Source organism: Gimesia chilikensis (genome assembly GCF_008329715.1).
GTDB lineage: Bacteria > Planctomycetota > Planctomycetia > Planctomycetales > Planctomycetaceae > Gimesia > Gimesia chilikensis.
The window spans coordinates 231711-248158 of the sequence record NZ_VTSR01000005.1 but is presented as its reverse complement, the minus strand read 5'-3'; the positions used below and the strand labels follow the sequence as shown (position 1 = coordinate 248158).

10 protein-coding genes are annotated in these 16448 nt (G+C 53.2%); 3 read left to right on the top strand and 7 right to left on the bottom strand.

Features of this window, described 5'->3' with window-relative positions:
• Positions 1-81 precede the first annotated feature (81 nt).
• A complete protein-coding gene (locus FYZ48_RS05195; protein ID WP_149338217.1) occupies positions 82-8145 on the top strand; it encodes a hypothetical protein in 8064 nt (2687 codons plus the stop codon).
• Between the two features lie 76 nt (positions 8146-8221).
• A complete protein-coding gene (locus tag FYZ48_RS05190; protein ID WP_149338215.1) occupies positions 8222-8905 on the top strand; it encodes a metal-dependent hydrolase in 684 nt (227 codons plus the stop codon).
• Here the strand turns inward: FYZ48_RS05190 and FYZ48_RS05185 are convergent.
• Genes FYZ48_RS05185 through FYZ48_RS05160 form a run of 6 tightly spaced genes read right to left on the bottom strand, consistent with a single transcriptional unit; the run spans position 8902 to position 14149 of the window.
• Positions 8902-9255, bottom strand: coding sequence for a Rieske (2Fe-2S) protein (locus tag FYZ48_RS05185; RefSeq protein WP_145192179.1), 354 nt, complete (start codon positions 9253-9255; stop codon positions 8902-8904). The genes FYZ48_RS05190 and FYZ48_RS05185 overlap by 4 nt on opposite strands.
• 13 nt (positions 9256-9268) lie before the next feature.
• Entirely contained in the window at positions 9269-10519 is a 1251-nt protein-coding gene (locus FYZ48_RS05180) for a DUF4350 domain-containing protein (protein ID WP_187781877.1), read from the bottom strand.
• A complete protein-coding gene (locus FYZ48_RS05175) occupies positions 10491-11273 on the bottom strand; it encodes a DUF4129 domain-containing protein (RefSeq protein ID WP_149338211.1) in 783 nt (260 codons plus the stop codon). The genes FYZ48_RS05180 and FYZ48_RS05175 overlap by 29 nt, the downstream gene beginning before the upstream one ends.
• Positions 11270-12190, bottom strand: coding sequence for a hypothetical protein (locus FYZ48_RS05170; protein WP_149338209.1), 921 nt, complete (start codon positions 12188-12190; stop codon positions 11270-11272). Before FYZ48_RS05170 ends, FYZ48_RS05175 begins: the two co-directional genes overlap by 4 nt.
• Positions 12187-13263 carry a stage II sporulation protein M gene (locus FYZ48_RS05165; protein ID WP_149338207.1) on the bottom strand — a complete coding sequence of 359 codons (1077 nt, stop codon included), beginning with the start codon at positions 13261-13263 and terminating at the stop codon, positions 12187-12189. Before FYZ48_RS05165 ends, FYZ48_RS05170 begins: the two co-directional genes overlap by 4 nt.
• Positions 13256-14149, bottom strand: a complete 894-nt coding sequence (locus FYZ48_RS05160) for an RDD family protein (RefSeq protein WP_145044737.1) — start codon at positions 14147-14149, stop codon at positions 13256-13258. The genes FYZ48_RS05165 and FYZ48_RS05160 overlap by 8 nt, the downstream gene beginning before the upstream one ends.
• A 343-nt stretch (positions 14150-14492) precedes the next feature.
• On the opposite strand from FYZ48_RS05160, the gene FYZ48_RS05155 reads away from it, so the two are divergent.
• Complete coding sequence (locus FYZ48_RS05155; protein WP_149338204.1) at positions 14493-15623, top strand: prenyltransferase/squalene oxidase repeat-containing protein; 1131 nt, start codon at positions 14493-14495, stop codon at positions 15621-15623.
• A 29-nt stretch (positions 15624-15652) separates the two neighbouring features.
• Here FYZ48_RS05155 and FYZ48_RS05150 read toward each other — a convergent pair whose 3' ends face one another.
• Positions 15653-16375 carry a creatininase family protein gene (locus tag FYZ48_RS05150; RefSeq protein ID WP_149338202.1) on the bottom strand — a complete coding sequence of 241 codons (723 nt, stop codon included), beginning with the start codon at positions 16373-16375 and terminating at the stop codon, positions 15653-15655.
• Between the last annotated feature and the right edge of the window lie 73 nt (positions 16376-16448).

Below are 16448 nucleotides of genomic sequence, written 5' to 3'. Positions count from 1 at the left end.
ATAAGTCTGAAACTACCAAAACGGATTCACCGAGAGTTGAATCAAATCCGACTGTGAGCGACTAACTGCATGAGGTTCGCCATGAATATAAAATCAAAAACGATATCCGCACCTGCTGTTACTGGTGTGTCTGAAATACGCCGATTTCTGAATCTGGCACTGGCGATCACAGTCTGCCTGGGATGCCTCTCGACGTGGTTTACTCAGGAACTCCCCGCCCAGAAAACGAACAGTAAGAAAGTGACTGTCAAACCAAAACAGTCAATGCCCGCACCGAAGCCTCCTCACTGGCCAGAGACAGCCGTCTATCTGCCTCTGGATCAACTGGACGCATTAATGTCACGTGACCGCAGCGGTGTGCTGTTGCCCCGTGCGCAGTATGAGTCTCTCAAGAAACAGGCGGAAGCCAATACCGGTGGGACAGGTCTGCCTGATACACGATCTGTCATTTATGGTGCTGCCTACGAGGCGACTCTCTCAGATCGGCAACTCGTGATTAAAGCCCGCATTTTGATTCGCCAGTTCCCTCAACAACTGACGGCTGTCGAATTGCCTCTGCAGGGACTGGCTGTGGAATCGGCGGAACTGGACGGGAAGCCTGCCATGCTCGCCCGGCAGTCAGGAAAGAATTCGCAACTGCAGCTATTCAGCAAGGGGGCAGGGGAACATCTACTGGAACTACAGCTTTCAGCTCCTCTCAATACGGTTGGCAGTGATCAGGTCTCCCAGTTTCAGTTACTGCCCGGTGTGCCCAGTCAGTTCAAAATGAAAGTCCCCGCTGATCGGCACCTGGTGGTTAACGAATTGAAGGTGAAATCCACTTTCCAGGAGGGAGAACTGGCCGCTTATGAGTTCCCGGTGGGGGGGGATGGAAAGGTCAGCATCAAAATCACCGAGCAGTCGCAGCAGCAGACCAACGATTCTCTGATATTCGCACAGAGTGGGATTGGTGTTTCTGTCAGTCCCGGTAAAGTCGCATGGCAGGCGCAGACCACGCTCAATATCTACGGACAGTCGCTGGATCGGGTGATTCTGAGTGTGCCCCAGTCCCTGGAAATTGTCAGTGTGGAATCAACGGGACTGGAATCCTGGACGTTGAATGACAGCATGCGGGATCGTAACAGGACTGAAATTACCCTGAATTATCGGCAGCCGATCGAGGGCGAACGACAGATCATCTGCCGGGGCGTCATGACCACGGAAACGGATGAAGACTGGAATGTTCCTGATTTGTTCATTGAGAAGGTCAATTCCCACGTCGGTTCAATTCTGATCCGCTACCCGCCGGGAGTTCGGCTCCAGGTCGAAAGAACGCGAAACGTCAGACGCAAAGCCCAGGCTGCACCGGCGACACGTCAAAGAACTCCCGTGCGACAGACGACAGGGCCGGGCCTGGATTTCGATTTCTGGCAGGAAGATTTTCGTATTTCACTGATCACGCAGGAAAAACGTTCCGAGGTGCAGATGGCAGCATCTACCGTGATCGACATCAATGAACAGGGAATGGATCTCCGCCTGGTGACCACGGTGGAAAGCCTGTTTGCTCCCATGTTTGAGTTTGAAGCAAACCTCCCTGCCGAGTGGACCATTCTGGGAGCGACTTTTCAAGATCAGCCAATCGACTGGAAAGAATCATCGCGTGAAGCGGGTTCCAAACAGATACGCCTTCCTTTCCCGGATGCACTGCCGGCTAACCAGGAAGCACGTGTGATTATCACCGCACATCGCGATCTGGAGAACTGGCCCCCTGAAACGGAAGGTCAGCTACTCAACTTGCCTCAAATTGAATTGCCCCAGGCCAAAATCCTGGAGGGAACTCTGGTCATCAACGCGGAGAGTGACTGGGATCTGGTTCCCAGTGAACTGACTGGTCTGGAGCCGATGCAGGAAAGTATTCCCAATATGCGGTTCGGGTATCAATATCAGGACAACAGCTATTCAGGCAGCCTGACTGTTTCCCGAAAACCTTTGCAAATGGCCGCACATCATCTGCAGTATGTCCGGCTCGATCAGACCACGCTCTTCTCACACTATGAGGCAACTCTCAATGTCGAACGCGGGAGCTTCCGGTCTTTGATGGTCGCCCTGCCGGAAAGTGTGGGTACCGATCTGCAGTTTCAATTAATCGATTCCGCAGGACGCATCATTGAACAGGCAACCGAAGAACCACAAAACGGGGTACGCGTCTGGAAATTGAAGATGGATCGTCGCTTGAGTGGTAAGCAGACACTGACGGTAACCGTTGAACAACCTCGCCCCGAAGGAGAGGTTGTGCAGATTCCGCAACTGCAGATCATGTCTGCAGATCGTCAGTATGGAGAAGTTGCATTCGAAGCGGAAGGTGATCAGCGTCTGCAGATTAAAGCGACCGGCGTTCGAGGCCAGGCTTTGAATTCGATCGATGCCGCCGAGTTACCTGCCCCCATCACTTACGTGCCCCAAGAACGCATTGTTGCTGCATTCCGGTTTGTGGGCGCCGGTCATCAGATACAGGTCCAGGAAACCCGTTTCAATCAGACGGCTGTACCCACCGCGATTGCGCATCAGCTTCAGATTCAAAGCGTGCTGGGCTCTGCAGGAGAAGTTCAGAACGAAGCTGCACTCGACTTTTCTGCTGTCGGGATCCAGGCTCTGCAGGTCACACTTCCCGAGGGTGCAGAACTGTTGTCGGCCCAGATTGGTGGAACCCCGGTTGAGGTACGTCAGACAGGTGCTGCTTTCATGATCCCCGTGACTGCGGATAGCCAGACCGATGGCACGTATACCTTGAAACTTCTCTATGATGCGAATCGTGGAAACGTGGCATGGAAAGATCGACTCTCTGCAGTACCTCCGCAGGTCGCCGTTGTTGACGGAGCCGGACAGATCCAGCCGCTACAGATTTTGAACCAGGCCTGGACGATTCTGTATCCCCAGGACACTTTCATTACCGACAGCACCGGGGACTTTGTCCCCGACCAGCCTTTGGGACGCCCGGGGATGATCGAACGGGTCCGTCAGCACCTCTCAATTGTGCCAATCCGCGAGATGGGCGGGCGCGTTCTGGCTGCCTGTGGTGCGCTGCTGATTGCTGTAGTGAGTGTCTACTCTTATCGCAGGGGTGGGGTCAACGTCGTGATTTCCCTGTTTGGCGGGTTTATCCTGCTTTGCATCGTCATCGCACTCATGCTGCCTGCAGTGCAGCAGTCACGAGAAGCAGCACGCCGTTCCATGTCTAAAGCTGAAATGCGACAGATTGAGTTATCAACGCAGAGTGATCTGACAGGTGGAACTCAACTGGGATTCGAACCGAACTCCGGTGAAACACCAGCACCATTGACGGCTCCTACCCAAAGTTTTCAAAGAGGGCAACAAGTCGATGGGCTGACGAGAAAACTCAAGGAACCGACTTCGCAAACTGAGGAAATGAATCGGTCTGGTGAATCGGAAGCTCGAGATGGCAAAGCCAAATCCGACAGGCTGGCTGGAGGTATGCAGGGCAAGCCGGCTTCTGTGGCTGCGGGGGAAGGTTTAATCGAAGAGGCAGAGTATCCTCCTGCTCCGGCGAAAGCGCTGGGAGGTCGACTTTCGGTTGTCGCACCACTGCCTGCTCCGGACGGTTATCGCTCACTGGAATTTCAGTATTACGGCGAGCCACATAAATCCGGGTTGTCGCTGGATGTGACGTTGCAGGCCCTGAAAATCAATCGTCGACTGTTTCTGATTATGATGGTCGGAGTGCTCTGGCTGGGCTGGTTAATGCGGAGCCGGACGTGTCTGCAGCGTTGCCTGGTGCTGTTATTGGGTGTTTTTCTCCCGATCACCTGCAGTGCGTTTCTGCCTGCAGGAGTACAGCCGATTCTGGATGGTCTTTTTGTTGGTTCGCTGCTGGTCGGTTTATGCTGGAGTGTGGAATGGATGATCGGCAAACTGGGACGGGAATGCTGTCGCTGGAATGCTTCTGCAGATAAGAAACAGGCGACGGTCACCACTTTGCTCCTGCTTAGTTTCTGTGTGGGAGCTCCAGTAAATGGAGTAGCTCAGACTAAAGAAATCCCTCCTGTCCCCAGCCTGCCTCAAAACCTGGTGATCCCTTACGAAGCAGGCACTGATCCGCTCGACTCACAACGCATCTTTCTGCCGCAGGATGAATTCAGAAAACTCTGGAATGCAGCGTATCCGGATGAACCCGTCGATCAGCAGGCAACTTCAAAGGGAACTGTCAGTCAGGCACTCTATGCAGCAGAAATAAAACCGGGAGCGGAAACCGGACAGGCGGTCGTGCATGTCAAAGGACGTCTGGTCATCCACACGGTTGGTTCACAGCCGGTGACAGTCGCCTTGCCTTTAGGGAAAGCGGCCATCAGCAGTGCCCAGCTCGATGGAAAGTCGGCCACCTTGTTGACTCATCCGGAACACAAATTCTCCAGTGATAAAATTGTTTCACAAACAATGTATTCAATCGTGATTGCACAGGCGGGACTGCATATCCTCGATCTGGAACTGGATCTGCCCGCACAACAGAGCGGGACAGCGGGAAGTTTCAAATTTGATCTCCTGCCTGTGGCCAGTGGGCGATTGACACTCGATCTTCCCGATGCGACTTCGGAGGTCAGCATCACGGGAACCCGGTCCACTTATCGGAAACAGACAACAGCAGGTAAATCGACCCTGGAGCTGCCTGTAGACCAGGGAGGCCAACTGCAGATTTCCTGGCGTCAGGCAGAAGAGCGGGGTGCGATTCAAGGCATTGTACATTGTGATACCAGTCTGTCAGCGGTCGTCCAAGACGCGGGGCTGCGGCTGCACAGTCTGCATCAATATCAGGTGCGACAGGGGACGATTAACCAGGCATTATTGAAGGTTCCCGGGGACATTCGCATTCAGTCCGTAACCGGTCCCGATGTGGGCGGCTGGGAAATGGTGGGGACCGGAGATGATCGACGTATCAAAGTCTTTTTAAGACGCGATATCAAAGATGGGACACGCGTCAAAGTGGAAGCGTTTCAGTCGCTGTCTGTTGGAAAGCAGAATCGTTCGCTCAACCTGCCCCAGTTTGTTCCTGAAACCATCACAAATGAAACTGGGACCATCGGCGTCTACGCAGAGCCTCAGTTTCAGATTCGTCCGGAGAAAATATCCGGAGCGATACAAATCGATACTCAGAAGTATGTGAATCCGGAAACCGCATCTCCGGTCTGGAAAATAGCAGGCCACACTCTGCAGCCCCAATGGGCTTACCGGTTTTCGCGTCGACCCGTGGAGACTCAGTTCTTCCTTTCCCGAAAACAAGCTGAAAAACAGGCCGTCGCTGAGCATGGAGTTCTTGTTTCGCCTCGTAAACTGAGTATTTCCAGTCGCATCCGCTATCAGCTTAAAGGCATTCCCGAATCGACGTTCGTGCTGGAACTACCCGAAGCCTATCTCGTCTTGAGTGTGCAGGCACAGGGGCTGGATGACTGGTATGTAATTGAGCAGAACGCCGATGACATGCGGGTTCTGGTTCTCGAATTCGCCGAGCTCAAAACCAGCCTGGCAGAAATCGTGGTTGATGGTGTGGTGCCCCGGGAGGGAAATCAGCAACAGGCAGAGGTTATGATCCCCACACCACTGGCCGTCGCTTCGGTACGCAGTGATCTGGCAATCTGGATCGACGAATCTTTGGTAGCACGTGCCCCCGAACTCGAAGACTGGCGGGCGATTTCTTCTGCCGATTTATCACCCGAGTTGAAAGCACAGCGTCCGAGTCTGCCTCAATTCGCTTATCGATCCTCGGCAGAGTTACCGGAGTGGATCAAACTGGAACTCACTCCGGCTCAGCCAAATGTGACGGCTAACTCACTGGTGATGACGACGGTGGGTAATGTGTCGGTCAGTCATACGGTGGGGATTCGCTGGTCGATTCAGGGAGCAGCAACCGATGTGTTGTCGTTTACTACCCCTGCCTGGCTCGGAGAACATCTGGACTTCCGCGGGGATTCGATTCGACAGATCAACAAACGCGTAATCGGCAATGAAATCATCCAATGGACGATTCACCTGCAGAATTCGGTTGAAGGAACGTATTTCATCACCGCAGAAACGACGCAAGCACCGCCGGTGACTGGGAAGATTGAGATTCCCCAGGTACGCGTGATGGACACCAGCATCCAGGTCGATTCACAAACGACCGAACTGGAAATCCAGCAGCATTATCTGATGCTGGTGAATCACAGCTGGGCACGGTTGAACCTGCTGAATCCGGAATCGATCACAACGGTCGATCGTGAGGAAATGCCGCTGACACTCGATGATGCCCTGGCTAATCAGGCAATGACCCTGGCTCGCCTGCAGGGGAATGGTAAGCCTCCCGAGTATCAGATTCAGCAGTTCCAGGCAGACCAGGGAGCCGCCGCTGCGGTGAATCTTTCGCAGTTGACGACCGTGCTGGCTCACGATGGCAGCTGGAAAACGCACGCGGAATACCGCTTGCGCAACCGGTCACGTCAGTTTCTGGCAGTCATGCTTCCGGAACGGTCACAAGTGTTGAGTGCGTTCGTTAAAGGCGTACCAACCGCCCCGGTATTACTGAAACAGGTCGCGGAAGCAACAGAGAAGGGTGAAGAAAAAACAACACAAAAGCAGGCGATCTATCTGCTGGCACTCCCCAAAACGAGTGCGGCTGATCTTTCTTTTTCTGTCAATCTGATTCTCGTCGGTCGGCTGGAATCCAGTTTGCCCCAGGGGAGATTCAACTGGCAGGGACAGTCACTCGATCTGGAACCGCCGCGGATCGTCACACCTGCTGAGAATGCCGAGTATGGAATTCCCGTCGCTCAGACCAAGTGGACTGTTTATGTTCCCGACGATTATTCGGCAACCCCCTTACTGGATAACTCGCGAACGAATATGTCACCGGTTCTGTCGGAATCAGAGTACACCCAATATCAGCTTTCGCTGGCGAGTGTTCAGAAAGATGTGGAGAACCTTTACTCCGTTTACAGCGGCAGTAAGAGTGACCGGGTGCGAAAACGGGTGATCTCCAACCTGAAAGAACTGGGGAAACAGTTAGATACGGATGACGATGCCCAGACCAGACAGCAGGGGCAGCGAATCAAACAGCAGATCAGCGAGCTGCAGCGTAAGGAACAACAGCGTCAGGCACAGCAGGATAAAATGTTGAACGACGCGGTGAATACAAATGGACTCTCCGATTTTGATTCCGAAGACGCATTCAACAGCCTCGTGATCGGAAATAATGCCTCATTATACAAGTTGAATCGCGCTCCGGCTGAATCCTCAAACGGTGATGGAGCGGCTCCATCAAATACCGCCAGTGACCTGCCCAAACTGAAAAGCTTTACGATTCGCAATGCAGCACCCAAGCAGGCGCCTGGGAAGAAAGGCATTCAGACAACTCCTGCCGACAGCCGTGCCTTACGCCGTCAGCAGAGCCTGCAGAATGCGAATGATTTCGCGATGCCTCAGCAGGAATTGCAGCAACAACAGGCGATGCCTAATCAGCCCCCGTTCAATCAGAGACAACACTTTGAAAACGGATCTCCATTTGGTGTCTCTCCCAGTGATCGAACACAGAATATGAGAGAATCACTGGAATATGATGCCTTCCAGAGAAGGGGGAGAGATAACAGCCTGGCTGAAGGGCGTGGGCAAGGAGGCGGTTTCGGAGGAGCTATGCTACCCAATCAGGGGGCCATCCAGGGGCAACCGATGGGGGATGTTTACGACCCAGGTTCCAGACCTGCTTTTGGAGCAGCTCCCGCAGAATCTGAGATGCTGGGTGCTGAAGTACAACAGGCTGGCTGGACGCAAGCAGGTGGAATTTCACTGAAGTTTGATATTCCCCTGAAGGGACACAAGCTGGAATTCACCAAGGTCAATGGACATCCTAAACTGGCACTCAAGGTCCGCCCTGAAAATACATTTGCCTTCGGTTCCGCCCTGATCTGGACGATCTTCTGGGCAGGATTGTTGATCTTTCTGATTCTGCTCGTCACCCGCTTTGGAGATTCGATGGTGCTCCGAAAATGGGGCGGTATCTTCTTGGCTCTGGTAGGGCTGATCGGCTGGCTGTTCCTGTCCGGTTGGTTGGGGAACTTCGCACTGGTCTGCTTTCTACTGGGAGCGATCTGGCTCAGTGCACAGCGAATGAAACCGACTGCTTGAAATTGGACTTCGATCTGTTGTATCTTGCAGGTACGGAAATCAGGATCACTCCTTTCTCTTTACCTTCGAGGCAAGCATGGCAACAAAGATTACCTGGCTGGGACATTCCTCCTTTCAGATTGAAACCAATGGAAAAACCATTCTCCTGGATCCCTTTCTGACAGGGAATCCCAGCGCGAGCGTCTCCGCCGATGCCGTCGAAGCTGATGCAATCATTGTCAGTCACGGGCACGGCGATCATGTCGGTGATACCGTTGAAATCGCGAAACGCACCAAAGCGCTGGTGGTTGCCAATTTCGAAATCATCGACTGGATGGGGAAACAGGGGATTGAAAATGTGCACCCTCAGCACATCGGTGGTTCCTATCAACATGACTTTGGGACCGTCAAGCTGACGATCGCCCATCATGGATCGATGCTGCCGGACGGAAGCAACGGCGGCAGCCCCTGTGGTATTCTCTTAAAACTGGAGGATGGAACGATTTACTTTGCCGCTGATACCGGTCTGTTTTACGACATGAAACTGATTGGTGAAGAAGGCGTTGATCTGGCGATCCTGCCGATTGGCGATAACTTCACTATGGGACCGGAAGATGCAGTACGGGCGACGAAACTGATCGAACCCAAAAAGGTTATCCCCATGCACTACAATACCTGGCCTCTGATTGAACAGGACGCCGCTGCGTGGGCTCATCAGGTACGAAGCCAGACCACTGCCGAGCCGGTGGTATTGGAACCGGGTGGCTCCTGCGAGCTTTAGTCAGCGGGAGCCGAGGGGGCCTCTTCTTCAGGGAGCTCCAGTCCCACCTGGATGTCATCCCCTTCGATTCGCAGTGGGTAAACGGGAACCTGTAATTTCGATTTGGGATTATCCAGCCAGGTGCCATCTTTGATACAGAATCGCCAGGCATGCCAGGGACAGGTAACCGCTCCCTCTTCGTCGACATAGCCGGTTGAGAGGGGCGCTCCCTGGTGAGGGCAGAAATCATTGATGGCGGTATACTGGCCTTCTTTGAGGAAGACGGCGATCATCAGGCCTTCGAGATGATAGGCGCGTCCTTCTCCTTCCGGAATGTCGCCGACTTTGGCGATCGAATGGTAGGTAATCACAAATGGGCTCTCGTTATTTCTTCTGATATTTCCCAGGCGAAGCAGCCTGCCTGATTTTAGACAGTTTCCGAATCAGCTCACCCATCTGATGGCGATTCACTTTTTTACTCTTCGCGATTTGAGCAGCCTGTTTCAGGAATTTTTTGATCTGCTTTGGATCTTCATTCAAACGTCTCGCGATGGGATCGAGTACGCGATGTTCCTCGCCACGGAAATGCCTGAGGTTCAGTTCGGAAAACAGCTGCTTGATATACGCGAATAGTAAAGCACGCCCGTTGGCTTTTTTATAGTGTAAATTGCCGACGTTATCGGTATGCGAAACAATATTATGCCGGGGCAGAATGTGAGAAGAGAGGATCGGCCCGATACGATTGCTTCTCCACCAGCCGAAAATCAGCAGTGTGATCAGCAGCTGGATTGTCAGGGGACGGAAGGTCGGGTCAATCAGCAGAGCGACGACTTTCGATGTTCCCGAAGCATTCAGTGATTCATCAACGACGAAATACTCGGGAGGTCCGGCAGCCTCAATGAGCCGAAATGCCGCAACGCTGCCGCCGTCTACCATCGACTGATTTGAAAAAATTTCCGAGGACGCGGAGACAACAACAGTTCCCAGACCATGATGCAGTCGGACGGCCTGCTGGGTCTCTCCTGCAGTGACCAGGGCCTGTCCCGTCGCGGAGGTCACCCGTGCATTGGTATCCCAGACGAGTGAAGGGACATCAGGAAACACGGTCGAGGCCTGAGCTTCGATCAGGTCGTGTTCGCCTTTCATCAGCAGGCTGAGATCGGATTCCTCTTTGTCTTCGTCATCCTCTTTTTTCTCAACACGCGGCATGTTTTCCCGTTCGACTTCATCGAGATATTCCACGCTGAGTTCCAGCGGTTCCACCTGGAACTGCGGATGTTTGGGATTAGCTGAAATGACCAGTCGCCCGCCCTCTTCGACCCAGGCCAGCAGAGACGACCATTCCAGGGGACTGGGATAGCGGGCCGGACCGAGGATGCAGACGGTTTCGTCATAATCGAGTGATTGCAGCAGGACGCTCAGAGGAGTCCGGTTGCGTTCCGTTTGAAACGATTCATGATCGAGCAGGAGATAAAATGCTTTTTTTCCGCTGGCGGAGGAACTGTAGGAATCGTCCAGCGCACCGGTACCGAACTCCGGAAACCAGAGGTGCAAAGGAAGTAGCAGACAGAGTGCGGCCAGCCAGAACCAGCCCGCATTTCTGCGTTCACGTTTCTTTCTGGAAGGCTGATTCATAATGCTGGAGTGTACTTTCAAAGTGTTCTCGAGTTGCGACCCGACGGCCGAATCCCAGGGGTTCATAAGTGCGAATCATCTGACGCAGTGATTCGCCGGCCAGGCCATGAGGTCGTGCCGCACGCATGTAATCGCGATAAGTTAATCCTTTACGGAACCGGATCCATCCCGAGCGTTCAATGAAGCTCATGGATCCATACAGTAGCTGGATGATAGCTTGATGGTAGTTACCTGATCTGGCGAGTTCCTGTGCCCGTTCGAGGTAAGTGGCTGCCGCTAATTCTGCGGGCGAGACATGTTCCTCCAGCACCATCTCCCCTTGCAACTGGGTTTTGTCGGATTTCATGTTGTGCTCTCTGGAAAGCTTAAAGCCAGTCACTGCTTTTACGAGCAGGAACAGAACCAGCAGACAGGCACAAATCACAGCAGCATACGACAGGTAGAGGAAAATCAATCCGGCAACACCGGAGATGGCAGAGGTGTCATAGCTGCTTTGTCGGGGAGAATCTTTGATCCAGTCGTTCAGATCCACGTCGGCTTCCTGAGCGAGTTCGCGTTCGCGGGTCAGATGTCGAAATTCAGGCCGTTTCAGAATCTCCTGCATGTCCTGCTTCAGCATCACCTGGTCAGGAGATGACAGATCGGTGTAATCATTTTCCTGCTGTGCAGTAAGTAAGCCCGGGGTCAGCAGGATGATTCCCAGACTGAGAATCAGGGAGACTCTGCTCTGGAAGCGAACTCGAGAGGCTGTCATAACGAAACCTCCTTGAATGTCAGATTCTCAGAGACTTCGGTCATTCGGAGTTCCATATCCCAGCAGTCCAGACGCACCCGCAGATCGATATAAGTAAAGAACCAGGCCAGGCGGCCAATGGGATAGACCAGCAGGATGAATGCCGTCAGCATGGCCAGCACGCGGGGGTCTGTCGTCATCAGCAGCATGATATTGATGAGTGTATCATCGGCGGTTTTCGGGTCCAGCAGGTATGGGATCTGTCCAATCAGGATCGGGAACTCCAGCAGGGTGTAGCAGAGGTAGTCAAAGGTGATAAACAGGATCAGCGTCAGGATGTAGCAGAACAGAAAGATCGCCAGTCCCCGACCAAAGAGTGAGCCGAAGTTGGTTTTGATCAGATCTTTTGTGCGATGATCGTGCGAGGCATCTTCCTGCGAGGCCACACCTGCATAGTCCAGGACCGCCTGTTCAACCCGGAATCCGCTGCGTACCAGAATCCAGATGCCGGGAAAGAAACAGTAGATGAATCCCAGCAGGCCGAGCATATTGCCGGAAAAGAAGAGCAGGGCAGGACCGATAAAGAACAAGGCTCTCTCTGCCATGCAGAGCAGCATCAAGGGAATCATTCGAAACTGGAACTGGCGTCTGAGGCTTCCCATACCCGGGGTGTTTCCGAACGCGAACAGGGCTGAATTCCAGGTGAGCAGGACTCCCAGTGGCGATGAGGCAAAAAAGGCCACGGTCAGTGCCATCCGCAAGTCCAGCAGAAAATAATAGCTGAGGCAATACACGAGGGTGCAGGCCGGGATCGCGATGATCGCCCAGAGTTTGAGGATCGGGATCAGGAACCGTCCATAGAACCGGATCGCCAGGTCCAGGCAACTGCTGGCCTTCCGGGGTACCAGAGCGATATTGATCTTCTCGAAACGCATCATGCCGATGGAAGCTCCCCTGGTTTCTCAGGACCAACCGGTTGAGCTGCGGACTCACGTACTTCATCAGACTGGAGTCCGGCAAAGGCGAGGTACAGAAAAACTATCAACCAGAGCACGCCGCCGACACTGTACTTCAACATGGGGGATATATCAGAAGGAGACCAGAAGGCTTCGATCAATGCCGCTACCACCAGCATGACAGCCGCGCCGCCTGCGATTTGCACTGCTTCCAGTCCGCGAACCTGTAACGACTGAAATCGCGTTCTCTGGCCCGGATGAATCAGGGCATTTCCCAGCATCAGTCCGGCGCCTCCCGCAACGGCAATGGCCGTCAGTTCAAAAGAACCGTGGGAGATAACAAAGCTTAAGAAACGCTCACCGTGTCCCTGGCTGATGACGTAACCGGAGACGGCTCCCAGAAAAATTCCATTAAACAGCAGGGTATAAACGGTGCCGATCCCGAGTAGAATTCCCAGCGCGAAACATTTCAGTGCAATGCCCACGTTATTGTTGATGTAGAAACCGGCCATGGTTGCCCGTTCATCTCCAAAGCTGGATCTCCCTTCTGATTCCGACTCTGAATCCTCCTCGCTCGCATTGTCCGGATCAGACTCGCCATGGTCTGAATACATCGTGTCAAAGCGGGACATGATTTCTTCGGGGATGACCCGCGAGGCGAGACTGGGGTTGTTCTGCACCACGTACCAGCTGATCCCCAGCGGCAGAAAGAACAACAGGCAGGCTGTCAGGAAGTAGCCGATGTTGGCGCGAAACAGACGGGGAAATTCGAGGGAGACATAGCGATAAAAAACAGAGAGATTGCTGGGCGGGGCACCATAAAACAGGTTATGTCCTCGCGCGACCAGATCGTTCAGGTAAGAGATCAGGTCGTGTCCCCAGCCGCGGGAGCGAATTGTGGCCAGATCGTGAGAAACTTCACGAAGCAGCCGGGAAAATTCCGTGATCTGTTCCGCTTCCAGTTTGGACAGGGATTTGCGGGAGGTGCCGTACAGAAATTCTTCGAATCGTTTCCACTGGGGTCTGCGTTGCTGAATGAACTTATGCTTATTCATCGTGGAACTCCCCGAAGCCAGACTGTTTCAGGTATTCAGAGACCACATCCTGTTCTTCTTCGGCCTGGCTGAAGCTGAAAGTTTTATAGACGGCTGCCAGAAATGCCATGGGGTAGTGAGTCACTTTTTTCGGGTCCCCGGAATAGTGCAGTCGATCGGCCAGATTTTGTGCCAGAATTGCTGCCAGGGCATGCCCCCGTTCATAGGTCAAAACATGGCGGCGGCCGATAAATTCGTCGATCAGCGACAGGACTTCGTCTCGCGGAAGGAAGCTGCCGATTTCATTTTTGTCGAGGGGTTTGATTTTATCCAGGATCACAGGTTTCCGGGGGAGTTTCAGCGAACGCTCCTGAATTACAACCGTGCCGGCAGCCAGATCCCCGAGTCTCTGGAACCGGCGCGTCAGCAGCATGGAGGTGATACCGATTCCATAGAACATGATCGCATCGGCACTTCGCACCAGGTTTCTCAGTACGGCGGGCCAGAAGGTGATTGGGTAGCCCCCCTCACGGATTACGCGGATACCACAAAAGTGTTTCCCGATGGATTGTCCTTTGAAGAATCCTTCCGAGATCGTGTAGTAACCCCAGGTATTGAGGAACATCAGAACCAGGAACAGGCCGAGGGCGGTTCCGGGCAAGACCAGACTCATCATCGGCATAACGAACATCAGTAATCCAATCATGACAACCATGCGGATAATCAGATCAATCAGATAGGCCAGATAACGTTGTGCCGGGCCTGCCAGCTGGTAGGTCAGAATGACATTCTCTGGGGTCTCAATCTGCATATCCAGGCTCAGTTTTCGAGGCTGATTAGAATAGACCTCTTCCTGATAGACGGCTGAGGTCTGCGCCTGGTCCAGTTCTGAAGTTGCTGTCGCCATGGGTGGAGTACTGAGTCAGTCCGGAGAATGAATTAAAGTTAGAAATCCCTGCATTCAGGAATTACACAGCTGATTATAGAGGAAACAGGGTACGGTTATCCATGACGCTGACAAATTTTTATGAAAACCGGAAATCGTCATTTTCCATCTGAATGGGGGACGGATATAATCAGTATGTACCCCCTGGTACCCCATCGTAGTGTTTTTCCTGTCTTAAGGTGCAGGCTCTGTCCCGGGCGTCACAGAGCTGAGTTCTCTTTTAGTTCCGTCTGAAATCCGGAATGCAGGGATGATGCTGATCTTTGAGTGATATCCTTAAAAGAACGAGAGTGAGGAACTGTTGATGTTATCGAGCAGACGAGTTTTGAGTTTTGTCGGAATCTGTGCAGTGGCCTGGGCTGCGCTGGCTTCAGTCAGTTTTGCTGCCGATGCACCGGCTAAATCAGTCGATGCGGAGAAGTTGCAGAAGATCCAGAAAGCCGGCATCAATTATTTAAAAAACAGCCAGCTGGAAGACGGTCTGTGGACGACTGAAACCGTGCCCGGTATCAGTGCACTGGTCACGACCGCCTTGCTGGAAAGTGGTGTGCCCGCCAGTGATCCTGTTGTGGCGAAAGCCCTGAAACGACTGGAAGGTTATATTCAGAAAGATGGCGGGATTTACTACTCGAAAAGTAATCACCGTAACTATGAAACCTGTATCTCGATCATGGCGCTACATGCAGCCAATAAAGATGGTCGTTATGATCAGACCATCAAGAATGCAGAGAAGTTTCTCCGCGGTCTGCAGTGGGATAAAGGGGAAGGAATCGAATCTTCCGACACCTTTTATGGTGGTGCTGGCTACGGCGGACACCAGCGTCCTGACCTTTCCAATACCCAGTTTCTGATCGAAGCGCTGCGGAAGGCTGGAGTGAAATCAGACGACCCTGCAATTCAGAAGGCGCTTGTGTTCGTATCGCGAACTCAGAACCTGGAATCGGAATTTAATACGACGCCCTTTGCTTCGAAAGTCAACGATGGCGGTTTCTATTACACGCCGGCAGCGGGGGGAACTTCGCAGGCAGGGACAACTCCGGATGGCGGACTGCGTTCTTATGGCAGCATGACCTATGCAGGTCTGAAAAGCATGATTTTTGCCGGCGTTGATGAGAAGGATAAGCGGGTTAAAGCCGCTACTGAGTGGATCCGACGTCATTATACGTTGAAGGAAAATCCCGGCATGGGGCTGATGGGCCTGTATTACTACTTCCATACTTTTGCGAAAGCACTGGATGCGATGCAGGTTGATGAGTTTAAAGATGACCAGGGAACGGCCCACAACTGGCGGGCCGAACTGGTCAATCAACTGGCTGAGCTGCAAAACGAAAACGGCAGCTGGACCAACACCCAGAAACGCTGGTATGAATCGGATCCCAATCTGGCAACCGCCTATGCGTTGCTGGCGTTGAGTTACTGTCAGCCCGCGAAATAATGGCTCAAGCGGCTCTCCCCGTTTCATGCTCAGGGATGAAACGGGGGGATTTCTACCGTATTGCTGCCATCGATCATGCCTGAGACGTACCCGGCGACCTGTTTGACGATCTCGTCGATCATCTTCTGCCCCGCTTCTGCAGTGGCTTCCAGGGGTTCTTTGTCTTCCTGATCCTGCATCGCGTCGTGCCGGACGTTCTCCGGGAATGCTGCCATGGCAAATGCCGTTTCGAATTCCTGGGCATGACCGGGCCAGCGCTCTGTCTTCAGATTCGCCAGGGCCACTTCTTCCGGTAGTAGATTCCAGTAGGACTCGAAATGCAGATTGATTTCCAGCCGCTGCTGGAACTGTCCCCACATTCCCAGGCAGGGAGCAATGTTTCCACCATGGCCGTTGAGCACCAGGATGTTATTAAAGCCCGCATGGTGCATACTGCGAATGGTATCAAACAGTACGCTCAGCCAGCTGCCGGGCAACGCGGATAATGTACCGGGGTGTCGCATATGGTGTTCGCTGATTCCAATATTCATGGAAGGTGCCACCAGAACTTCCGGTGACAGCAGGCGAGCGGCCTCGGTTGCGACCAGCATGACGCTTCTCCAGTCATGTTCCATGGCCAGGTGTTCCAGATGCTGCTCTGTGGCTGCCACGGGGATGATGCAGGCTTTCAATTCACCAGACTGCATACGCTCGCGGAATTCGCGGCGGGTCAGTTTGGGGAGCAGGATTTCACTTGATTCAGATTGTGACATGGATGTTGTTCCTGGAGTAGTGATTCATTAACGAGAGCCGTGGCGCAGGCGGAGATCCAGATTCGATTTTGGT